The following is a 21,709-nucleotide window of genomic DNA, read 5'->3' on the forward strand; positions in this document are numbered from 1 at the left end:
CGGTTCTGACCGGTCGCCCCCGAATTACCCTATACGTTCATCACATGACGCATAGGATAACAACACGTTATGCCTACGATGCCGGTTGACCGCAATCAAGCGTAACCGGCATCGCTTCGTTTCAAAATGCTTCCAGCTCCAGCGCCATGGTCGAGCGCTTGCCCGACTTGATCGCCAGGAACGCAGCCGTCGCCTGGGGCAGGATACGGTCGAAGAAGAACCCGGCGGTGGCGAGCTTGGCCTTGTAGAAGCCCGCCTCGTCGGTGCCTTCGGCGAGCCGTTCGGTGGCGATCCGCGCCGACTTCAGGAAGCAATGCCCGATGCCGACCAGGCCGAGCAGGCGCAGATAGTCGGTCGCCGCGGCACCCGCTTCCTCGGGGTCCTTCATGCCCTTTTGCGCGATCATGCCGGTGCTGAGCTGCAACGCACCGAACGCCTGCTGCATACCCGCAGCCCAGCCTGTGATCGCCTTGTCGTCATGCTTCACGAGCGCCTCGACCTGCTCGGACACGGCATGGAAGAAGGGGCGCATATAGCGGCCCATATGCGCGGGCATCTTGCGGCCGACGAGGTCGAGCGCCTGGACGCCGTTGGTGCCCTCGTAGATCTGGGCGATGCGGGCGTCGCGGACGAACTGCTCGATGCCGTGGTCGCGGATATAGCCATGGCCGCCATGGACCTGCACCGCCATGTTCGCCGCGTCGAAGGCGAGGTCGGTGAACAGCGCCTTCACGACCGGGGTCATCAGCGCGACGAAATCCGCCGCGCGCGACTTGTCGGCGGGATCGATCGCGTTCGCCTCCGCATCCAGCCCGCGCGCCGCCCATTGGCCCAGGGCACGGCACCCTTCCGCATAGGCGCGCATGGTCATCAGCATCCGGCGCACGTCCGGGTGGACGATGATCGGATCGGCGGGCAGATCGGGACGCGCCGCTCCGCCCAGCGCGCGGCCTTGCAAGCGGTCCTTGGCGTAAGCGACCGCCGACTGGTACGCGACCTCGTTGATGCCCAGACCCTGGATGCCGACCGAGACACGCTCGGTATTCATCATGGTGAACATCGCGGCCAGACCCTTGTTCAGCTCGCCCACGACCCAGCCCTTGGAGTCGTTGAATTCCAGCTGGCAGGTGGCCGACGCCTTCAGGCCCATCTTATGCTCGATCGCCGCGACGCTGACGCCGTTGGCCGGGCCGACCGAGCCGTCATCCTTGGGCAGATATTTCGGCACCAGGAACAGGCTGATCCCCTTCACCCCCTTGGGCGCATCGGGCGTCCGCGCGAGAACGAGGTGGATGACGTTATCGGTCAGGTCATGGTCGCCCGCCGAGATGAAGATCTTGCCGCCGGTCAAACGGTACGACCCATCCTCCTGCGGTTCGGCACGGGTGCGCAGCAGCCCCAGATCGGTGCCGCAATGCGCCTCGGTGAGGCACATCGTCCCCGACCATTCGCCCGAAATCATCTTGGGCAGATAGAAGCTCTTCAGGTCTTCCGAGCCATGGCCCATCAGCGCGGTGGTGGCACCATGGGTCAGGCCGGGATAGAGGCTGAACGACAGGTTCGTCGCGCAGATCATCTCCTCGACCAGCTTGTTGACGGCCTCAGGGAGCCCCTGCCCGCCATATTCGACCGGCGAGGCCAGCGCGGCCCAGCCGCCTTCGCAGAACTGGCTATAGGCTTCCTTGAACCCGGCGGGGGTGCGGACGACGCCGTTTTCCAGCTTGCACCCTTCGATATCGCCGGTGGCGTTGAGCGGCAGCAGGACCTCCTGCGTGACGCGCGCCGCCTCTTCGAGGATGGCGTCGTACAGTTCGGGACCGAATTCGTCCTGCCCCGCGACGGGGCCGAACTCGTCCTCCTTGAACAGCTCGTGGAGGACGAAACGCATGTCGCGCAGCGGTGCGTTATAGACTTGCATGGGATTATCCTCTCCCGATCAATTGCGCAGCGGCTTGCCGGTTTCGAGCATATGCTCGACCCGCGCCTGGGTCCGCGCGTCCTTGACGCTTTCCATGAAGGCGGCGCGTTCCAGCTTGAGCAGCTGATCCTCGCTCACCTCGTCGATGATGTCGGCCTCGCCGCCGGTGACGATATTCGCCAGACGGCCCGCGACCACAACGTCGTACGGCGTGGCGACGCCCTTCTTGGCGAAGTCCGCGACTGCGCCGTTGAAGGCGACACGTCCGGCCGCACCCGGCAGGCGGAAGACCGGCTTTTCGGGCGCCTGATAACCCTCGACCAACGATAGCGCCTTCTGCTTGGCATCGGCCAGCAGCCGGTCGCGGTTCATGGTGATGCCGTCGTCTTTGCGGAGATAGCCCATCTCCTTGGCCAGCGCCGCCGAGCGCGACACCTGCGCGGTCGAGATGGTCTCGAACGCCTTCATGACGGCGGGCATCGGCCCCTTGGGGCTTTTGGGCGACTTGGCGAGACGGTCGATCAGCTCGCCATTGCCGCCCCAGCCCGGCACCAGACCGACGCCGGTCTCGACCAGCCCGATATAGCTCTCGGCATGGGCCTGGATCGCATCGGCATGGAGCAGGATCTCGCACCCGCCGCCCAGCGCCATGCCGGCAGGGGCTGCTACTACCGGGAAAGGCGCGTATTTCAACGCCTTGTACGCCTGCTGCCCCGCGACGACCAGCTTGTCGACCTCACCCCAGGCCGCGATGTTCACCGCAAACATGGCGAGGCCCAGATTGGCTCCGGCCGAGAAGTTGCTGCCCTCGTTATAGATGACCAGCGCCTTGTACTGGCTCTTCACCAGCGCGATGGTCTTTTGGAGGAGCGACAAGACCTGCTCGTCGAGCGCGTTCATCTTGCCGGTGAACTCGAACGCCACCACGCCGTCGCCAACATCCCAGGCGGCGGCTGAGCCATTCTTAAGCAGCGGTTCGGAGCGCAGCTTGATGTCTTCGAGCAGGACGACACCCTTGGCGCGGACCACATCGGCATAGTCGCCGCCCAGCGTCAGATACTGCCGCTTGCCATCGACCACGCGGTAGAAGGTACGGTCGCCCGCCGTTTCCAGCAGCGCGGGGACCGGCTTGCCCTCGGCGCGCAGCCGCTCGGCCAGCTTGCCCGGCCCCATGCGGTCGATCAGCTCGAACGGGCCGAACTTCCAGTTATAGCCGAGCTTCATCGCGTCATCGATCGCGACCACATCGTCCGCCGCCTCGCCGACCAGCCCGGCGGCATAGGACAGGACCGGCCCCAGCACCGCCCAGGCATAGTCGCCGACCTTGCCCGGCGTCGCGACCAGCGCGGCCAGGTCCTTCTCGGCGCGCGCCGGAAGCCGGTCGGGCTTCTTCTCCGCGCGATATTCGCCGGTCTGGAGGTCGATCGCCTGCTTGGCCTTGGTGCCGTCGGGCTTGCGGTCGAGGCGGTAGAAGCCGCCCTTGCCCTTGCGGCCCGTGAACCCGTCCGCGATCATCTTGTCGACCAGCGGCAGCGGGCGGATCGTGTCGAAATAGGCGTCCCCTTCCGGCAGGGTCGAAGACAGCGACTTGGCGAGCAGCGGCATCAGGTCGATGCCGACCAGATCGATCAGCCCGAAAATGCCGGTCTTGGGCACGCCCATCGGACGGCCGCCGATCTGGTCGGCCTCCTCGACGGTCAGGCCCTGGTCCATCGCTGCGTTGATCGCGACCGCCAGCCAATAGGTGCCGATGCGGTTGGCGATGAAGCCCGGCGTGTCCTTGGCGCGGACGATCCGCTTGCCCATGCGGTGATCGACGAACTGCTCGACCTTGGCCGCGACACCGGCATCGGTGTGCTCCGAGGTCACGATTTCGATCAGCCGCATGTAGCGCGGCGGATTGAAGAAATGGGTGATCAGGAAGTCGCGGCGGAACTGCTCCGACCGCCCCTCGACCAGATGGCCGAGCGGGATGGTCGAGGTGTTGGACGACACCGCCGTGCCGGGGCGCTTCAGTTCCTCCAGCTTGGCATAGAGCGCCTGCTTGATATCCAGCCGCTCGACCACCGCCTCGACGATCCAGTCGCATTCGGCGACGCGGGCCAGATGATCCTCGATATTGCCGGTTTCCACCAGCTTGGCGGCGGCGGGCGACATGAAGGGCGCGGGCTCGGTCTTGAGCATCCTGGCGACGGCACCCTTGGCGACGGCATCGCGGTCGGTGCCGTCCTTGGGCACGATGTCGAGCAGCAGGACAGGCATACCGGCATTGGCGACCTGCGCCGCAATGCCCGCGCCCATCACCCCTGCGCCGATCACGCAAACCTTGTTGATCGTGTCAGCCATCATGCACGCTCCAATACCGTGGCGATGCCCTGCCCGCCGCCGATGCACTGGGTCGCCAGCGCATAGTGGCCGCCGTCACGCGCCAGCAAAGCCGCCGCCTTGCCGACGATGCGCGCGCCGGTCGCGCCCAGTGGATGGCCGATCGCGATCGCGCCGCCATCCTTGTTGATGGTGTCTTCCTTCAGCCCCAGGTCGCGGATGCAGGCGATCGCCTGGCTGGCAAAGGCTTCGTTGATCTCGACGACATCGAGGTCGCTCGACGCGATGCCCGCGCGCGAGAGCGCCTTCTTGGACGAGGCGATCGGGCCGAGACCCATCGTCTCCGGCTCGCAGCCCGAAATGGCGACCGACTTGATGCGGGCGAGAATCGTCAGACCATGATTCTTGGCGAACTCCTCCGACGTAACCAGCACAGCGGCCGCGCCATCGGTCAGCGGCGAGGCGGTGCCTGCGGTCACGGTGCCATCCTTGTTGAAGGCTGGCTTCAAGCCGGACAGAACCTCTTCGGTGGTGTCGGGGCGGATCAGCCCGTCCTCGGTCACGTCGCCCGCCTTGGTGCGGATCGGCACGATCTCATCGGCCAGACGACCGGCGGAGCGCGCCTCGGCGGCCTTCTTCTGGCTGGCGACCGCGAACTTTTCCTGCTCGGCGCGGGTGATCTGGTATTTTTCCGCGACGTTCTCGGCGGTCTGGCCCATGCCCATGTACGCGCCCGGCCGGGCGGCGGCGAGTTCGGGATTGGGCAGCGGGTTATAGCCGCCCATCGGCACCCGGCTCATCGACTCGATGCCCGCGCAGATGAACGCCTCGCCTGCACCGATCTGGATCTGCCCCATGGCGATATGGATCGCCGACATGGACGATCCGCAGAAGCGGTTCACCGTCATGCCGCCGACCGACAAAGGCAGGTCCGCCAGCAGGCCGATCAGCCGCGCGACGTTCATGCCCTGCTCGCCCTCGGGAAAGGCGCAGCCCAGGATGATGTCCTCGATCTGCGACGCATCGACGCCGGTGCGTTCGATCAGGCCGCGAATCACCTGCGCGGTCAGATCGTCGGGACGAACCCGTGCGAGCGCGCCCTTGCCAGCCTGGGTGAAGGGAGAGCGGGCATAGCCTGCGATCACGATGTTGGTCATCCAATCCTCTCTTTATGGGCTTGCGGCCTAACGTTAAGGTGCGTTACCTACCCTATACGTCAACACAATAAGCAACTCGACCGCAATCGACAACCGGGTATGGTCGAAAAAAGATATAGGAGAGCGACGCGATGACGGCAGGAGCCATCGGGGAAACCACGACAGGCGGTGTACCGGGTCAGGCGACGGGACGCCCTCTGGTCTTCGAGCCGCGACTGCTGACAGATATGTTCGAGACCACGGTACGGCGCCATGGCTCTCGCCCCGCGATCGACTTCATGGGGCGAATCACCCGCTATGACGAGTTGGGCGCGATGGTCGACAAGGCCGCCGCCGGGCTACAGGCGCTGGGGGTGAAGCCGGGATGCCGTGTCGCGCTCTGCCTGCCCAACATCATCTATTATCCGGTCCTGTACTTTGCGACGCTCAAGGCCGGGGGCATCGTCGTCAACGTCAACCCGCTCTATGTCGAGCGCGAGCTGTGCCATCTGCTGGAGGATTCGGGCGCGGAGATCATCGCGACCTGCGACATTCCCGACATTTACGGCCGCGTCTCCCATGTCGCCGAGAAACTGGGCCTGCGCCACGTCATATCCTGCCCGGTCGCGGGTGCGCTGCCGACCGTGAAGGGCCTAGCCTATCGCCTGCTCAAGCGGTCGATGATCGCCGCCCCCGGCCCCTCGCCCCGTCACCTGACCTTCGCGCAGATGATGAAGCGCGGCGGCACCTTGGCCCCGGTGTCGGCGAAGCCCGACGATGTGGCGGTGCTGCAATATACCGGGGGAACGACGGGCAGCCCCAAGGCGGCGATGCTGTCCCACGCCAATCTGGTCGCCAATGCCGATGCGATGGTCATCCATACCGGCGGCGAAGAGATGATCGGCGAAGAGCGCATATTGGGCGTACTTCCCCTCTTCCATGTCTTCGCGCTGACGACCGTGCTCAGCTTCGCGATCCGGGTCGGGGCGGAGATGATCCTGCTTCCCCGGTTCGAGCTGGACCAGGTGCTGAAGACCATCGCGCGCAGCAAGCCGACCTATTTCCCCGCCGTCCCCACTATCTACAACGCGATCGCGGGCGTCGCGGAAGCGCGCAAGGTCGACCTGTCGGCGATCAAGGCCTGCATCTCGGGCGGCGCGCCGCTCCCCGCCGAGGTGCGTATCGCCTTCGAAACCACGACCGGCGGCAAGCTGGTCGAGGGATACGGCCTGTCCGAGGCGTCGCCGATCATCACCTGCAACCCGATCATCGGCGAGAACAAGGGCGGCTCGGCGGGCCTGCCCTTCCCCGGCACGGTCATCGAAATCCGCGACCGCGACAATCCCGACCGGCTGATGCCGCCGGGCGAGGTCGGCGAAATCTGCGCGCGCGGCCCGCAGGTCATGTCCGGCTATTGGAACAAGCCGAGCGAGAGCGAGCAGGTCTTCATCCATGGCGCGCTGCGCACCGGCGATGTCGGCTATCTGGACGAGGACGGCTATCTGTTCATCGTCGACCGGATCAAGGACGTGATCCTGTGCGGCGGCTATAACGTCTATCCGCGCATGATCGAGGAAGCGCTGTACGAACATCCGGCGGTCGCCGAGGCGGTCGTCATCGGCATCCCCGACGCCTATCGCGGCCAGTCGCCCAAGGCCTTCGTGAAACTCGCCGCCGATCACCACGCCACGCCCGAGGAATTGCGTGCCTTTTTACAGGACAAGGTCAGCAAGATCGAACTTCCCCGCGAGGTCGAAATCCGCGAAAGCCTGCCCAAGACCCTGATCGGCAAGTTGTCGAAAAAGGAACTGGTTGAGGAAGAATTGGCCAAGGCCGCCGCTGCGGCGGTGCGGCCCGTGGGGGAATAGACGGTGGGGGATGAAGAGGAGCTGCGCGGCATTCAGGATGTCGCGAACAGCTTGGGGGTGACGACGCGGACGCTGCGTTTCTATGAAGATCGCGGCCTGATCGAGCCGCGCCGGGTCGGCACCGCGCGCGTCTATTCCAGGCGCGAGACGGGGCGGATGCAGTTGATCCTGCGCGGCAAGCGGCTGGGCTTCTCGCTGCGCGAGATCGAGGAGTTCCTGCGGCTGTACGACGCCGATCCGCAGCATGTCGAACAGATGCGCGTGCTGGCCGAACGCTGTCGCGAGCGGGTCGACGAACTGCGCCAGCAGATGACCGCGCTGGTCCAGACGGTCGACGAGTTGGAGACGATCGAACGCGAAGCGCGCGAACGGATCGCGAAGGCGGGGGTGTAACCGCTTCTTATTCCTCCCCTGCAAGGGGAGGTGGCAGTCCGCAGGACTGACGGAGGGGTGTCACCATCAGCGGGGACACCCCTCCACCAGCTTCGCTGGTCCCCCTCCCCTTACAGGGGAGGAAGACGTGCCAGCCTTACGACTGCGGCGCTCGCCAGCCCAAGCCGAGCGCCTTTTGCAGCGCCACATAATCATTGGTCAGGCCCGCTACCGCCTGCGACAGCGACTGCTGCGCCGCGACCCGCTGGCGCTCGGCATCGAGCGTATCGATCAACGTCGCGGCCCCAGCACGATAGCGCTGTTGCATCAACACTGCCGAGCGATCCGCCGAAGCCTTCGCCCGCGCCAGCGTCGCCACCGTGTTCCGCCGCGCGCGGAAGCGCGACAGCGAGTCCTCGGCATCGCGCAGCGCCGACAGGACGGCACCGCGATACCGCGCCTCCGCCTCGTCGCGCGCGCCCTCGGCCTGTCCGACCCGCGCATTGGCGCGACCGAAGTTCAGCACGTTCCACTGGAGCATCGGTGCGCCCAGCGTCACCACATTGTCGAGATCGGTCAGCGAGTCGAGCGAGGTGCCGCCGATGCCGATGATCCCCATCAGGTTCAGGCGCGGAAACTTCGCCGCCTCGGCCACGCCGATCCTGGCGGTCTGCGCCGCCAGGTTGCGCTCGGCGGCGCGGATGTCGGGGCGACGCTGGAGCAGCGCGGTCGGATCGCCCACCGCGACCTGCGCGGGCGGGAGCGGCACCTGCCCCGCCTGGCTCAGGCGCTGGTCGAGCGTGCCCGGTGCCTCGCCGATCAGGATGGCGAGCGCGTTGAGATAGGTCTCGACCGACGACGATAGCGGCAGGATCTGCGCATCGGTGCTTTCCACCTGGTTGCGCAGCCGCTCGACTTCCAGTTGCGAGGCGGTGCCGTTGTTGAACCGCTGGAGCGTCAGGTTGAGCGTGTCGCGCTGCATCTTCGACGCCTCGCGCGCCAGGATCAGCCGCTGCTGCGCATCGCGAAGCCCGACATAGGCCTGCGCCACATCGGCGCTGAGCGACACCTGCGCGTCGGCGACATTGGCCTCCGCCGCCTCGGCGCTGGCGCGCGCCGCCTCGACGGTGCGGCGACGGCCGCCGAACAGGTCGATCTCCCAGCTGGCGTCGAAGCCCAGGTTGAAGAAGTCGACATTGGTGCCGCCGCCCGACCCGCTTGCCGAACCACCGGACGCGCCGCCATTGGCGCCACCCTGCTCGGCGTTACCGCTGCCGAGGTTGAGTTCGGGCAGATTGGCGTGAAGATAGGTCGCGCTGGCATTGGCGTTGGGGGCCTGGTTGGCGCGCTCCAGCCGCAGCGCCGACCGCGCCTGCTTCAACCGCGCCTGCGCCACCGCGACGTTGGGATTGGACTCGAGTGCCCGCTCCTCCAGCCAGGTCAGCATGGGATCGTTCAGCGTCGTCCACCAGTCGGCCACCGCGGGCGTGGTCGTCGCCAGCGTATTGTCGGCGCGCACGAACCCGGCGGGCGGGGTCGCCGCCGAGCCGATGGCCTTGGGCGGCCCGGCATAGTTCGGCCCGACGGTGCAGGCCCCCAGCAGGAGGAGCGGGATGAGGGAAAACTGCTTGCGCATCATGGTTCTCAATGCATCGCCACCGGGCCACCCTTGGGCAGCGGGCGGAGGAACAGGACAAGCGGCATCACCATGATGATGCCGACGCACAGGATGAAGAACAGGTCGTTATAGGTCATGACCAGCGCCTGCTGCTTGACCGTATTGCCGATCATGCGCAGCGCCGCGTCGCTGCTGCCGAATTGCTGGGTCAGCGAGTCGATCCAGCCCTGGGTCGATCCCGAATTGGCCGAAAGCGACTCCTCCAGTCGACGCTCGTGCAGGAAGCTGCGCTGGTCCTGCACGGTGGCGATGCCCGCCAGCGCGAAGGAGCCGCCCAGGTTGCGCGCCGCGCTGAACAGCCCGGCCGCATCGCCCGCCTGCGACGGCGGCACCGACGAGATCGCCGCCTGGTTCAGGAACAACATGCCCAGGATCGTGCCGACCCCGCGCAGCAACTGGCTGTCGGTGAACGAGCCGCCGGTGGAGTCGGCGGTCAGCACCGTGTCGATCCCGGCGCTCAGCGCCATGATGCCCAGCCCCAGGCCGACCGCGATGCGGATATCGACCTTCTTGATGAGGATCGGGGTGAACGGCATCATCAGCAGGCTGGGGATACCGCTCAACAGCACGACCTTGCCCGCCTGGAAGGCGTTATATCCTGCAATGGAGGCTAGGAACTGCGGGATCACATAGGAGGTGCCGTAGAGCACCATGCCCAGCACGATGCCCATGATGACCACGCTGCCGAACTGGCGGTCGAGCAGCAGCTTCAGGCGAATGACCGGGCGCGACGCGACGAACTGGCCCGCGAACAACAGGCCGAAGCCGAAGATCGACAGGATGGTCAGCTCGATGATCTCGCGCGACTCGAACCACTGCTCGCGCTGCCCTTCCTCGAGCACGACGGTCAGCCCGCCCAGACCCAGCGCGAGGCCCGCAATGCCCAGCCAGTCGGCCTTGGCCAGCTCGGACAGGTGCGGCTTCTGGTGCGGCAGGCCGACGAGCAGCAGCGTGACGAGCATCGCGCCGACGGGGATGTTCAGGAAGAAGGCATAGTGCCAGCTGACATTCTCGGTCAGCCAGCCGCCGATCAGCGGCCCCATCACGGGACCCAGAATGGCGGTGACGCCGAAGAACGCCGTGCCGATCGGCTGCTGCTCGCGCGGCAATCGGGTGGCGATGATGGTCAATGCGGTCGGGATCAGTGCGCCGCCGGTGATGCCCTGCCCTGCGCGTCCGATGATCATCATCGTCAGGTTGGTCGACAGGCCGCACACGACCGAAAAGGCGGTGAACAGGATCGACGCGATCAGCAGGAAGGTACGCAGGCCCAGCAACCGCTCCAGCCAGGCGGAGAGCGGAATGATGATGATCTCGGCGACCAAATAGGACGTCGCGATCCACGTCCCCTCGGTCCCGCTCGCGCCGATCTCGCCCTGGATGGTCGGCAGCGCGGAGTTGACGATCGAGATGTCGAGCGTCGCCATCAGCGCGCCGATGCTGCCCGCCGCGACGGCGAGCCAGGCGGTCAGGTCGGCCTTTGCGGGTGCGCCGCCCCCCCGGCCGGCGTGCGCCGGCGCATCACCAGAACGGGCAGCCGCTCCGGCCTTATTGCCCCGAGCGGGGGCGGCGGCGGCGCTCACCGGCCCTGCGCCCCCTGCCGCGCCTCGTTATGCTGGTCCTGCTGCTCGGCGATGTGCTTCAGCGCACCCTTGGCCGAGCGGGTGTCGACGGTCACCTCCACCGACATGCCCGGCACCATCAGCGCGCGGGTCTGTGCATCGGCGTCGACCGCGATGCGGACGGGCACGCGCTGCACGATCTTGGTGAAGTTGCCGGTCGCGTTCTGCGGCGGCAGCAGCGAGAATTGCGCGCCGGTGCCCGGTGCCACGCTCTCGACATGCCCCTTGATCTCGACCCCCGGCAGTGCATCGACATCGATCTTCACCGGCTGGCCGGGGCGCATCAGGCCCAGCTGCGTTTCCTTGAAGTTCGCATTGATATACAGCTGGTTGACCGGCACGATCGACATGGTCCGGGTGCCTGCCTGCAGAAACTGGCCGACACGCACCGTCTTGTTGCCGACACGACCGCCGATCGAGGCGCGGATCGTGGTCGAGCCCAGATTGACCTCGGCGGCATCAAGCTGCGCCTTGGCGGCCTGCCCCTGCGAACGGGCCTGCTGCACCTGCGCGTCGAGCGTGCCGATACGGCGACGCGACGCAGCCAGCGCGGCGGACGCCGCGGCGACCTTGGCATTGGCCTGACGCGCCTGGTTCTGAAGCTGCGACAGGCGCTCGCGGCTCTCCGCGCCGGATGCGGCAAGCGGGGTGTAGCGGACGACCTCGGCCTGGGCGAAGACGGCGTCGCTCTGCGCGGCGCGCAGATCGGCCTCCGCGCGGTCGATCGCCGCCTGCTGTTCCTTGATCTGCGCCTGCACCCCCTCGGCATTGGCGCGCGCGACACCGATCTGCGCCTGGATCTGTGCGGTCTGCGCCTGATAGTCGCGGGTGTCGATCTGGAGCAGCGGCTGCCCCGCCTGGACGTTCTGGTTCTCCGCCACGAACACCTTGTCGACATAGCCGGAAACCTTGGGCGCGACCGTGACCGCATCCGCCTGGATGAAGGCATCGTTGGTCGTCTGCATATACTGGCCGACGCTCTTGTAGTTCGCATACCAGAATACGCCGCCGATGACGGCGACCGCCGCCACGACCAGCAGGATGATGCGGATGCGTCGCTTCTTGGCGGGCGATACGGGGGTCTTGTCCTCGGTCGCGTCCGCGTCGTCGCGCTCTGCGTCCTGCCCCTCATTCACTTGGTTTGCGTCGGCCACACCGGCCTCCCTGTCGATGGAATCAAAAGAACTGGATGGTGCATTTGCTCGCACTTGCACAATAAGGCAAGACCATTTATTGAGCTACCTCATATTATGTTCGATCATGAAACCCTGGCGCTCCGCTACAGCCGCATCTATCTGCGTTTCCACCGGCTGCTCGACCGCCAGATGGCGGCGCAGGGCGCTTCGCTGGCACGGACCAAGATGCTCCACTTCATTGCCAACAATGCGCCGGTTCGCGCCGCCGATGTGGCCGACTGGTTCGATCTGGCCCCCCGCACGGTAACCCAGGCGATCGACACGATGGAGCGCGACTCCCTCGTCGTGCGCGTCCCCGACCCGGACGACCGGCGGGCGAAGCGGCTCGATATCACCGATCACGGGCGGCAGGTCCTGCGCCAGACCGAGCCACTGCGCCGAACGCTGATCGCCCAGGCCTTCGGCTTGCTGAGCGATGAGGAGATCGAGCAGTTCGCGCGAATCCTCGACAAGATGGAACAGGCGATCGAAGGGTCGCCCGGTGATCAGATCCGCTGATCAGATCCGCTCGCCATAGAAACGCAGCGCAGCCGGCGGGTCGCTGGGCCGTCCGCCCTGCGCCACCACATGCGCGGCACGGACGGCGGCGCCCAGGCTACCCGCGCGAAACGGCTTGGCGATACAGCCGATGACCAGCGGATGGCCGCCGCGCTCCGGGCAGTTGCCGCTCAGGAAGATACAGGGAATGCCGCGCTCGGCGAGCAGTTGGGCGGCCGTCAACCCGCTGTCTCCGTCGGCCAGCTTGACATCGCAAAGCACAAGGTCGGGCCGCTCCCGATCGACCAGCGCCATGGCGGCGGCGACGGTATCGGCAATGCCGATGACGCGGTGGCCGTGCAGCGTCAGTGCGTCCTCGACCAGCATCGCGACCAGCGCCTCATCCTCGATGATGAGGAGGTTCAGCGGGGTCTCGTTATCGCGGTCGTCATCGACCAGTTCATCAGGATGCGGGGCGAACCCCATATGCGCCGCCGTCATGCGGCATGACCAAGATCAGGCACCCATCATCCTCGTTCGTCAATGTCGCGCGCAACTGATGGCAAAGCCTCACCACCAGTCGATCCCGGTCGACCACATCGGCGATACGTCCCCATCCGATCGCCTCGAACGCGATACGGAGCATTTCGTTCCCCGGCGTCCCGTTCACCGTGAAACCGATGCGCGGTACCCCTGCCCCTTGCGCCATCAGCGCGTCGAGCAGCAGCGCGGCCGCCACGGCGCGCTCGATCGGCACCGCGACCGGGCTGTCGACCGTGATCGGCCCATGCCCCGTATCGCCGCGCAGCTGCGCGATCACGTCGCCGAAGAGCGCAGGCAGGTCGACCAGCCCGGAATCGGCGGTGGCGTAAAGCGGCCGATGTGCGCTGGCCAGCACCTGCAATCGCTCGGCCGCCCGCATCAGTGCGCGGCGCGTGCCCGTATCGGGGGCCTCGCGCCCCTCATGGGTGACCAGGCCGATCGCCACCTGTAGCGCGTTGCGGACCCGGTGGTTCAACTCGGCGAGCAACTGCGCCTGGGTGTCGAGCCCGCGCCGCAGCGCCTCCTCGATCCGCAAGCGATGTTGCGCCAGCGCGGCATAGTGGCAGAGCAGCAGCAACAGCCGCCGTTCCTCCTCGTCGAACGGCCGCGCCGCCCGCCGCCCGAAACCGAGCGTCCCCAGCAGCTCGTCCCCGTGCAACAGCGGCATACACAGATAGACCTTCACGCCCAGCGACCGGACGAACGCCGTCCGTTCCTCCCCGCTGGTCTGGATATCGGTCAGGTGCAGCGTACGCCGCTCGCGCATCGCCTGCCCGCAGGCGGACGGGCCGATGTCCAGACCGGCCGCCGCCTGCCGCTCGGCCCGGGTCAGGCCGCCCGCGGTCTCCAGCCGGACGGCTTCACCATCGCGGCGGAAATGGAAAAAGACGTCGAGTTGCAATTCGTCGCGGATCAGCGCGAACAGCGAGTCGATCATGGCAGCCGGATCGTCCGCCGCCATCAGCCGGTCGGTCGCCGCCGCCACGAGCGACAGATAGCGCTGTGCATCGGCAGGGTCGGCGACAGCCGTCCCGGTCGCTTCGCCGGACAGCGGCAAAGGCGGGAATGAAGGTGGTGGGAGAGCCACGGGCGGCAGAGTAACGCTACCGGCCCGTGGCTCCAAGGATTGTTTCGGACAAATCCATCATGGGGCGGGACGCCATCCCGCCCGCACGGGTCAGCGCGCCGCCACCGCCGACTGGTCGAGCGGCACGACCGGCAGCCAGACGCGGCTGGCATTGGCGCCCCCGCGCTCCAGCGTGATCGTCGCCTTCTTGTAGTCGCCCGCCTTGGCCGTGAAGATATTGGGCACGAAGGTCTGCGGATTGCGATCGTACAGCGGGAACAGGCTGGACTGGACCTGGACCATGATCCGGTGCCCCGGCTGGAACACATGGTTCACGGTCGGCAGGCGGAACTTGTATTCCTGCACCTTGCCCGCCGGGATGGCCGTGGGATTGGAGAAGCTGTTGCGATAGCGTCCCCGGAAGATGTCGAGGCTGATCGGCAGTTCATAGCCGCCCATCTTTTCATCGATCGCATTTTCCTGCGGGAAGACATCGATGATCTTCACCACGAAATCGCCGTCCGTGCCGGTGGTGCGCGCGAACAGGTCGGCGATCGGCGCGCCGGACACCCGCACCGCCTTGGTCAGGACCGGGGTGGCATAGGTCACGACATCGGTGCGGCCATCGACATGCCGCTGGTCGCTGACCAGCCAGTCGCCCCAGCGGCCGTCACCGAAGTTCACAGGACGCGACAGATGCGGCACCGGATTGGCCGGATCGGAGACATAGGCGTCCGCCCCCGCCCCCGGCTTGTCGAAGCTCAGCCCCTTGTCATCCGCCAGATAGAGCGGGGTCAGCGGCGCGGCGCACCCGCTCTGGCAGGCCAGCGGCCATTGGGTCAGCTTGTCCCAATGATTCTCGCCGGTGTTGTAGATGGCGGCGCTGGGCAGATTCGCCGCCGGACCGTCTTTCAGATACTGGTTGAACAGCGGCAGGACCATGTCCTCGCGGAACTGCTTCGCGGTATCGCCATTCCACTGGAACGGCCCCAGGCTGGTGCCGGTCCGGTTGATCTGGCTGTGCCGCCACGGCCCCATCACCAGGAAATTGTTGCCCAGCTTGCCCTTGGCCTTCAGCGCTTCCCACGCGGTGATGGCGCCGTACATATCCTCCTGGTCCCACAAGCCCTGTTCCCAGATGGTCGGCACGTTGGAAGGGTTGGCCGCCAGCAGCTTGTCCAGCGCCTGGCCCTGCCAATAGAAGTCATAGGCCGGGTGCCGCACCACGCGCTGCCACATGGGCAGCTGGTCATAGCCGGACTTCTTCGCCCAGTCGTTCGCCGAGCCGTAGCGGAAATTCTCGTAATCGTCGTAACCGCCGCTGGGCGGGGCCTTGCCCTCGCCCTTGTAGCCGGTCTGCGACCCGATCCAGCCGATATTGGCAAGGCGGAACGCGCCGTAATGGAACCAGTCATCGCCCATCCAGCCGTCGATCATCGGGCTTTCGGGCGCGGCGACCTTCAACGCGGGGTGCGGGTTCAGCAGCGCCATGACGACGGTAAAGCCCTCATAGGACGACCCGATCATGCCGACGCGGCCATTGGATTCGGGCAGGTTCGCCTTGTTCACCAGCCAGTCGATCGTGTCATAGGCATCGGTAACGTGATCGACCTTCGTCGCGTTCAGCGGGCCGATGACGGGGCGCGTCACGACATAGTCGCCCTCCGAGCCGTACTTCCCACGGATATCCTGATAGACGCGGATATAGCCCGCCTTGACGAACGCCTCGTCGGCCAGCGGCAGCGCCTCGATCATCTTCGTGCTGTCCGACCGCTTGGCCCGGCCCGCCGCATTATAGGGCGTGCGGGTCAGGACGATCGGGGCGTTCACCGCGCCCTTGGGCACGACGATGACGGTGTAGAGCTTCGTCCCGTCGCGCATCGGGATCATGATCTCGCGCTTGTCGTAATCGCGCTCCGCGACATTGGTCGGCGGCGTGAAGCGGGCGGGGATGTCGCTGACCGTGGAGTCGGTGACGACCTTGACGGGCGACGGGCCGGGCGCGGGTGCCTGTTGCGCGGTGGCGGGCGTCAGGACGGCAAGCGCGCTGGCGGCGAGCATAAACGAGCGAAAACGCATGGAAAACGGACCCCCTCTTGGATCGGTGGATGCCCCATCGTGCCGCGACATGGGGTCGGGAGCAACTGGCGCCATTTATGATACATGGTATCATATGGAGTGCAACCGGGCGACATGTGACGCCTTGCGCTTCCCTTTCGACGCATCGCCCCATAATATGGTCAGACAACAACGGGGTATGGCCCCGCGATCCGGGGAGGACCCTACCGAGTGACGATCCTGAAGCGGCGCGGCCCCGCCCATAGTGCCTTGGCGCGGGACATCGGTGTCGCCATCGTGACCGGCCGCATCCCCACGGGATCGACCCTGCCCGGCGAGGTCGAGATCGCCGAACAGCGCGGCATGTCCCGCTCCGTGGTGCGCGAGGCGCTGCGGATGCTGTCGGCCAAGGGACTGGTGGTCAGCAAACCCAAGGCGGGCACGCGGGTGCGCGAGCGGCTGGAATGGAATCTGCTCGACCCCGAACTGCTGGCCTGGATGTTCGAGGGCGAGCCGCCCGCCGGGTTCGTCACCAGCCTGTTCCAGCTGCGCCTGATCGTCGAACCCGCCGCCGCCGAGCTGGCCGCCGTCAAGCGCGACACCCGCCAGCTCTCGCGGATGGGCGCGGCACTGGAGGCGATGGGCGAACATGGCCTGCATACCGAACAGGGGCGCGCCGCCGACCAGCAGTTCCACAACATCATCCTGGAGGCGACGGGCAACGAGCTGCTGATCAGCCTGTCGGGCAGCATCGGCGCGGCGGTCCGCTGGACCACGCTCTACAAGCACCGCAGCGCCAAACTTCCCCGCGACTCCATGCCGGAGCACCGCCACCTGTTCGCCGCCATCGCGGAGGCCGACGCCGCCGCCGCCCGCGCGGCGACCATCGTGCTGGTCGAACAGGCCCGCGAGGATACCGAACGCGCATTGGCGCGGTGATCTCCCCCTTCCCTTACATCCCCAGCTTCGCGTGCCATGCCATCGCGGCGCGGCCCGCCAGGTTCCGCATGTCCTGCAACGCCGCCAGATCGGATCGGCGGTGGCTCAGCCGGTGCAGCCAGCCGCCCAGATCATGCGCCGCGATCTCCGCCTCGACGCTGGCGCGCCCGGCGGCGCGGCGCGCGGCCTCGATCGCGGCGAGTGTCTGGCCGCTTTCGACCGCCTGACCGTAAAGCCGGTTGGCACCGATCCCGTCCGCGATCCGGCGCGGCAGGGGCGGCCCGAAATCGGGACGGAAGGCAAAGACCGCCAAGAGCGCGGCGATGCTGCCCACGACATTGTCGATCACACGGGCCGAGGCGATCCCGACCCCCGGATGGAGCATGTCCGTCACCAGCACGAACAGCATCGTGAGGAAGATCACGAAGATGGTATAGTTGACCGAGCGCAATGCCATGGTCAGCGCCGTCAGCACCACCGCGACCAGCGCGGGCACCACCGGGCCGCCGCCCAGCAGCGGCAACGCCATCGCCAGGCTTCCGCCCAGCAGGCTCCCGGCGATGCGCTCCAGACAGCGCGCCCATGTCACCCGCACGCCGCCCTGCAGCACCACGATCACCGCCATTGCCGCCCAATAGGGATAGCCGAGACCGAAAACGGCGGCGGCGTAATAGACCATGACCAGCCCGCCCGCCTGACGCAGGCCCTGCTGGACCTTGACCACCGGCGTGGCCACGTCCGCACCGGCGTCCACCGTGGTGGCGGTCGGATCGCCCTTGCCGCCCCGCGCACACAACCGGGTCAGGGCGGCCTCGAATGCGGCCGCGCAGCCGCGGAACACATCCTCCGTCAGTTCGCCCCGGATATGCCGCATCGTTGCGCTGGCCTGCTCCAGCGGAGCCGTCGCCTGCGACGGTCGGCGCAGCGACACGCGCCAACTCGCCACCGCGCCACGGCAGGCCCCGGCCAGGGGGGCACGCTGCCCGGCGCTACCCCGGCGATCGATACATGCCTGATCGAGCGCCAGCAGCGCGCCGAACATCGTCTCCGCCGCCGCCAGCTCGCGCCGGGCGGCCTGCGCTTGGCCCGGTTCCCCCGGGAAACGGACCAGGACCTCGCGAAAGCGTTCGATCGCCAGGCGCACCGCGCGGCGATGTTCGGCATGGTCACGATGCCAGCGTTCATCGCGATGGGGACGATCGCCCAAACCCGCCAGATAATCGGCCATGTCGAGCAGCCTCGCGCTCACCGCCCGGGTTGCACGGCGCAGCGGGTCGAAGGGATCGATCCGCCAAAGGCCGTTGATCAGCAGATAGCTCCAGGCCGCCCCGGCCAGAAATGCCGCCGACTGCCGGGACGCGGCGGCAAGGTCATGCGGAAAGCCGACCGCGACGACGGCGACGACCGCCAGCAATGTTCCGACCAGCCCGCCAAAGGCCAGCCGCCCGGCCGCCACGGTCACCAGAAAGACGAGCAACGGCCCGACGATCATTCCCCCATGCGGCGCGATCGAGGCCGCCCAGGACCCGACCAGCGCTACCGCCGCGCCGCCGACCACGAAGATGCCGAGCAAACGACGCCGCAGCCTGTCCGGCCCCGGCACGTCGCACAGGCAGGTCCAGAAGGCGGCATAGACCGCCCAGCTCCATTCGCTCCGCCCCGTCGCGAGCGCCAGCATCAGCGGCAGCGCGACCGCCACCGCGCCGCGATATCCCTCCGCGCGATTGAGATGCTCGGGAACCAGGCTGACCGACCGCAACTCCAGCCGACGCCCGAGCATCCGGATCGTCCGGGTCATCCCGTATCGATCGCCCAATTGCCCCTCGACACCGACCCGTTCCGTCACGCGACTCTCCCCTGCCCGCGCCCCATGACGGCCGACCGATCCTAACGCCCCGACCGGGTAGCCGGGTCGTGCTCGACCTGACCCAGATAGTCCCATCGATACCCTTCGAGTGCGCGGTGCATGCACAGGGCGCTGGGACGCACATCAGGTCCGGCGTCGACCTCCGCCGCAGGGATCAGATAGTCGCCATAAGGCAGCTTGCCGGTGCGCGAATAATGGACGCCCAGTGATTTCACATGGCATTTGGCGGCCGCTCGCGCGAGGACCCGATTGGTCAGCAACGGCGTCTCCTTCGGTGTGGACGCGCAGTTCGCCAGAAGCACGCACGCCGTCACGCCCCAACCCGTCCTTCGCATGGTTCTTCCCGCCCCCCGATCAGTTCACCGCCTCGAACACGAACGCGGTTCCCACATAATCCCCCTTCAGCGGCGCACGCAAACCCCGGTTCATCCAGTACGCCCCCGACGCCTGCGCAGGCACGCCCGCGGGCCGCGCCGAGCCGTCGAGCATCCGCACGCTATAGACCCGCGCCGGGTCCAGCCCCTGCGCATGGATCGCGGCGGGGTTGTCGCGCCACATCGACGAATGCAGCATCTGGAACAGCACCGCCTGGCGCTTGTCCTGCCCGACATACATCGTCGCGGACGTCGCATTGTCGCCGGTCGGCGATTCCAGCCGGTAGAGCGAACCGCGCTGCACGGTCTCGCCGATGGTCTTGTAGGCCGCGACCCATTTGCGCGCGGTGGCGAAGTCCGCGTCCGCCCATTTGTCGAGGTTCGCGCCGATCCCCAGCCCGCCCTGCATCGATGACAGGAAACGATAGTCCAGGCTGGTCACGCGCGTATTCGCCCAATTCGGGCTGTCCGTAACCCAGGCCATCATGACCGCGACCGGATAGGCGCGCGTGAAGCCGTCCTGGATGGTCAACCGGTCGGCCGGATCGGTATTGTCCGAGGGCCAGACTTCATCGGTCAGCCCGATGATCCCCAAGTCCACCCGACCGCCGCCACCCGAACACGCCTCGATCTCCAGCTTGGGGTGGCGCCGCCGCAGCTCGGAGAGGATGTAATAGAGGTTGCGGACATATTCCACATAGACACGCTGCTGGTCGGCGACCGGCTGCTCGGGCCAGCCCGCCTCGGTCCAGTTGCGGTTATAGTCCCATTTCAGGAAGGCGATGTCGTTCTCGCTGACCAGCTTGTCGAGCACGCCAAGCAAATGATCGCGGACATCGGTCCGCGCGAGGTTGAGGACCAGCTGGTTGCGCCCCTCGGTCCGCGGCCGGTCGGGGAAGTTCAGCACCCAGTCGGGATGCGCGCGGTAGAGGTCGCTGTCGACATTGACCATCTCGGGTTCGACCCACAGGCCGAAATCCATGCCCAACCCCTTCACCCGGTCGATCAGGGGTTTCAGGCCGTTCGGGAATTTGGTCGGATTGACCGTCCAGTCGCCCAGGCCCGCCTTGTCGTTGTTGCGCGCGCCGAACCAGCCGTCATCGACCACGAAACGCTCTACGCCGATCTTCGCCGCCTTTTCGGCCAGCGCCATCTGCCCCGCCTCGGTCACATCGAAGGCGGTCGCCTCCCAGCTGTTATAGAGGACCGGGCGCAGCCGCGCCTTGGTGCCGTGCGGCAGGATGTGGGCGACCTCGAACTGGTGGAAGGTGCGCGACGCCCCGCCCAGCCCGTCGCCCGAATAGCCTGCATAGAAGACCGGCGTGTCCAGCGCCTCGCCCGGCTTCAGCGTCCAGGAGAAATCATAGGGGTTATAGCCGCCCGCGATCCGCACCCGGCCCAGATTGTCCGACCCCACGCTGATGCGGAACGACCCCGACCAGGCGAGCGCGCCGTACCAGACAGGACCATGCTCCTCGCTGGTCAGCCCTTCGCGGCCGATCGCGAACCAGGGGTTGTTGCCATGGCCGGTCGAGCCGCGACGGCTTTCCAGAACGGTGGCGGCGGCCTCGATCGGCGCTGTCTTCTGCGTCCATTCGGCGGCGTGGCGGCCGGTCAGGTAATGGAGGCGATAATCGTCGCCGACCGGCAGCGAGAGAACCGCCGCCGCCAGCTGGTCGACGCGCACCGGCCGGGCATCGCCGTTGCGCACCCTGGCGGAGCGGGCGACGATGCCGGTCGCGGGGTCGATCGTGTAGGTCAGCGTGACGAACAGCGGACGGCGGATATCGGCCAGTTCGACGGTCAGCGTCTCGCCGCTCACCTTGTGGCTGCGATATTTGAGGACCAGATCGCGATTGCCGTCGGCGAACAGCGCCTTGACGCCCGGTTCGCTGACCAGCCCCTCGCCCTGCCCCGGATATTCCTGAAGCGTCACCGAACCGGCGGGGTCGAAGCCGGACAACTCGCCCGGCGCCTTCAGAACGATCGGGTCTCCCGTCTTGACCGGATCGCCCGAGATCAGCGGATCGCCCGCCGCCAGCGCCGATCCCCAGTAGAGCGGCTGAAGATAGCCCTTCTCGTCCACCCCCATGGCATAGGTGACCCCGCCGCCATCGAGGCGAAACACCTTCGCACCCGCCGGAGCCGTCACCTTCGCCGAGACGGGCGCCGCCAGCGCAACTAGACCCACACCCGCCAGAATCGCGTTCCGCCAGCGCATCAAACCCCTCCTGCAAACCTTTGCATTAAGTCTGACATAGCGTAGGGCT

16 protein-coding genes are annotated in these 21,709 nt (G+C 66.9%); 4 read left to right on the top strand and 12 right to left on the bottom strand.

Translation table 11 applies throughout. The features are described from left to right. Nucleotides 1-121: 121 nt before the first annotated feature. The 3 genes from SP5_RS02145 to SP5_RS02155 are packed head-to-tail and all read right to left on the bottom strand — an operon-like array spanning nucleotide 122 to nucleotide 5,400. Nucleotides 122-1,918 (bottom strand): acyl-CoA dehydrogenase C-terminal domain-containing protein, encoded by a 1,797-nt coding sequence (locus SP5_RS02145; protein WP_042483444.1) that lies wholly within the window; start codon nucleotides 1,916-1,918, stop codon nucleotides 122-124. An 18-nt stretch (nucleotides 1,919-1,936) separates the two neighbouring features. Next, the gene (locus SP5_RS02150) at nucleotides 1,937-4,264 is read right to left on the bottom strand and encodes a 3-hydroxyacyl-CoA dehydrogenase/enoyl-CoA hydratase family protein (protein ID WP_042483542.1); all 2,328 of its coding nucleotides are present in this window, start codon (nucleotides 4,262-4,264) and stop codon (nucleotides 1,937-1,939) included. Beyond that, complete coding sequence (locus SP5_RS02155) at nucleotides 4,264-5,400, bottom strand: thiolase family protein (protein ID WP_042483447.1); 1,137 nt, start codon at nucleotides 5,398-5,400, stop codon at nucleotides 4,264-4,266. The genes SP5_RS02150 and SP5_RS02155 overlap by 1 nt, the downstream gene beginning before the upstream one ends. 131 nt (nucleotides 5,401-5,531) lie before the next feature. Here SP5_RS02155 and SP5_RS02160 point away from each other — a divergent pair, with 131 nt between their 5' ends. Beyond that, a complete protein-coding gene (locus SP5_RS02160; RefSeq protein ID WP_042483449.1) occupies nucleotides 5,532-7,247 on the top strand; it encodes a long-chain-fatty-acid--CoA ligase in 1,716 nt (571 codons plus the stop codon). A 3-nt stretch (nucleotides 7,248-7,250) separates the two neighbouring features. Further along, nucleotides 7,251-7,640: a MerR family transcriptional regulator gene (locus SP5_RS02165; RefSeq protein ID WP_042483452.1), complete on the top strand. Its 390-nt coding sequence runs from the start codon at nucleotides 7,251-7,253 to the stop codon at nucleotides 7,638-7,640. 136 nt (nucleotides 7,641-7,776) lie between these two features. Here SP5_RS02165 and SP5_RS02170 read toward each other — a convergent pair whose 3' ends face one another. The 3 genes from SP5_RS02170 to SP5_RS02180 are packed head-to-tail and all read right to left on the bottom strand — an operon-like array spanning nucleotide 7,777 to nucleotide 12,073. Continuing rightward, on the bottom strand, nucleotides 7,777-9,255 hold the full coding sequence (locus tag SP5_RS02170; protein ID WP_042483545.1) for an efflux transporter outer membrane subunit: 1,479 nt from the start codon (nucleotides 9,253-9,255) through the stop codon (nucleotides 7,777-7,779). A gap of 8 nt (nucleotides 9,256-9,263) precedes the next feature. Continuing rightward, nucleotides 9,264-10,880 (bottom strand): MDR family MFS transporter, encoded by a 1,617-nt coding sequence (locus tag SP5_RS02175; protein WP_439645594.1) that lies wholly within the window; start codon nucleotides 10,878-10,880, stop codon nucleotides 9,264-9,266. Further along, entirely contained in the window at nucleotides 10,877-12,073 is a 1,197-nt protein-coding gene (locus SP5_RS02180) for an HlyD family secretion protein (protein WP_084220529.1), read from the bottom strand. Before SP5_RS02180 ends, SP5_RS02175 begins: the two co-directional genes overlap by 4 nt. Nucleotides 12,074-12,169: 96 nt before the next feature. Between SP5_RS02180 and SP5_RS02185 the strand changes: the two genes are divergently transcribed. Next, nucleotides 12,170-12,613, top strand: coding sequence for a MarR family winged helix-turn-helix transcriptional regulator (locus SP5_RS02185; protein WP_042483458.1), 444 nt, complete (start codon nucleotides 12,170-12,172; stop codon nucleotides 12,611-12,613). Here SP5_RS02185 and SP5_RS02190 read toward each other — a convergent pair whose 3' ends face one another. The 3 genes from SP5_RS02190 to SP5_RS02200 all read right to left on the bottom strand — a co-directional run bounded on the left by SP5_RS02190 (nucleotide 12,614) and on the right by SP5_RS02200 (nucleotide 16,280). Then, a complete protein-coding gene (locus SP5_RS02190) occupies nucleotides 12,614-13,093 on the bottom strand; it encodes a response regulator (RefSeq protein WP_052811370.1) in 480 nt (159 codons plus the stop codon). It lies immediately after the preceding gene. Next, complete coding sequence (locus tag SP5_RS02195) at nucleotides 13,056-14,222, bottom strand: GAF domain-containing protein (RefSeq protein ID WP_167334664.1); 1,167 nt, start codon at nucleotides 14,220-14,222, stop codon at nucleotides 13,056-13,058. Before SP5_RS02195 ends, SP5_RS02190 begins: the two co-directional genes overlap by 38 nt. Nucleotides 14,223-14,312: 90 nt before the next feature. Further along, on the bottom strand, nucleotides 14,313-16,280 hold the full coding sequence (locus SP5_RS02200; RefSeq protein WP_042483462.1) for a CocE/NonD family hydrolase: 1,968 nt from the start codon (nucleotides 16,278-16,280) through the stop codon (nucleotides 14,313-14,315). A gap of 210 nt (nucleotides 16,281-16,490) precedes the next feature. Here SP5_RS02200 and SP5_RS02205 point away from each other — a divergent pair, with 210 nt between their 5' ends. After that, on the top strand, nucleotides 16,491-17,198 hold the full coding sequence (locus tag SP5_RS02205; RefSeq protein ID WP_042483465.1) for a FadR/GntR family transcriptional regulator: 708 nt from the start codon (nucleotides 16,491-16,493) through the stop codon (nucleotides 17,196-17,198). Between the two features lie 13 nt (nucleotides 17,199-17,211). On the opposite strand, the gene SP5_RS02210 is transcribed toward SP5_RS02205, so the two are convergent. The 3 genes from SP5_RS02210 to SP5_RS02220 all read right to left on the bottom strand — a co-directional run bounded on the left by SP5_RS02210 (nucleotide 17,212) and on the right by SP5_RS02220 (nucleotide 21,660). Further along, on the bottom strand, nucleotides 17,212-19,044 hold the full coding sequence (locus SP5_RS02210) for an FUSC family protein (RefSeq protein WP_167334665.1): 1,833 nt from the start codon (nucleotides 19,042-19,044) through the stop codon (nucleotides 17,212-17,214). A gap of 41 nt (nucleotides 19,045-19,085) precedes the next feature. Next, the gene (locus tag SP5_RS02215; protein ID WP_139330240.1) at nucleotides 19,086-19,325 is read right to left on the bottom strand and encodes a hypothetical protein; all 240 of its coding nucleotides are present in this window, start codon (nucleotides 19,323-19,325) and stop codon (nucleotides 19,086-19,088) included. 94 nt (nucleotides 19,326-19,419) lie between these two features. After that, nucleotides 19,420-21,660, bottom strand: coding sequence for an alpha-galactosidase (locus tag SP5_RS02220; RefSeq protein WP_084220530.1), 2,241 nt, complete (start codon nucleotides 21,658-21,660; stop codon nucleotides 19,420-19,422). Nucleotides 21,661-21,709 lie beyond the last annotated feature (49 nt).

The organism is Sphingomonas parapaucimobilis NBRC 15100, assembly GCF_000787715.1.
GTDB lineage: Bacteria > Pseudomonadota > Alphaproteobacteria > Sphingomonadales > Sphingomonadaceae > Sphingomonas > Sphingomonas parapaucimobilis.

Coding starts and splice junctions, on each gene's coding strand:
- SP5_RS02200 (WP_042483462.1), bottom strand. CDS start 16,280: ATGCGTTTTCGCTCGTTTATGCTCGCCGCCAGCGCGCTTGCCGTCCTG.
- SP5_RS02185 (WP_042483458.1), top strand. CDS start 12,170: ATGTTCGATCATGAAACCCTGGCGCTCCGCTACAGCCGCATCTATCTG.
- SP5_RS02145 (WP_042483444.1), bottom strand. CDS start 1,918: ATGCAAGTCTATAACGCACCGCTGCGCGACATGCGTTTCGTCCTCCAC.
- SP5_RS02170 (WP_042483545.1), bottom strand. CDS start 9,255: ATGCGCAAGCAGTTTTCCCTCATCCCGCTCCTCCTGCTGGGGGCCTGC.
- SP5_RS02220 (WP_084220530.1), bottom strand. CDS start 21,660: ATGCGCTGGCGGAACGCGATTCTGGCGGGTGTGGGTCTAGTTGCGCTG.
- SP5_RS02160 (WP_042483449.1), top strand. CDS start 5,532: ATGACGGCAGGAGCCATCGGGGAAACCACGACAGGCGGTGTACCGGGT.
- SP5_RS02155 (WP_042483447.1), bottom strand. CDS start 5,400: ATGACCAACATCGTGATCGCAGGCTATGCCCGCTCTCCCTTCACCCAG.
- SP5_RS02150 (WP_042483542.1), bottom strand. CDS start 4,264: ATGGCTGACACGATCAACAAGGTTTGCGTGATCGGCGCAGGGGTGATG.
- SP5_RS02190 (WP_052811370.1), bottom strand. CDS start 13,093: ATGACGGCGGCGCATATGGGGTTCGCCCCGCATCCTGATGAACTGGTC.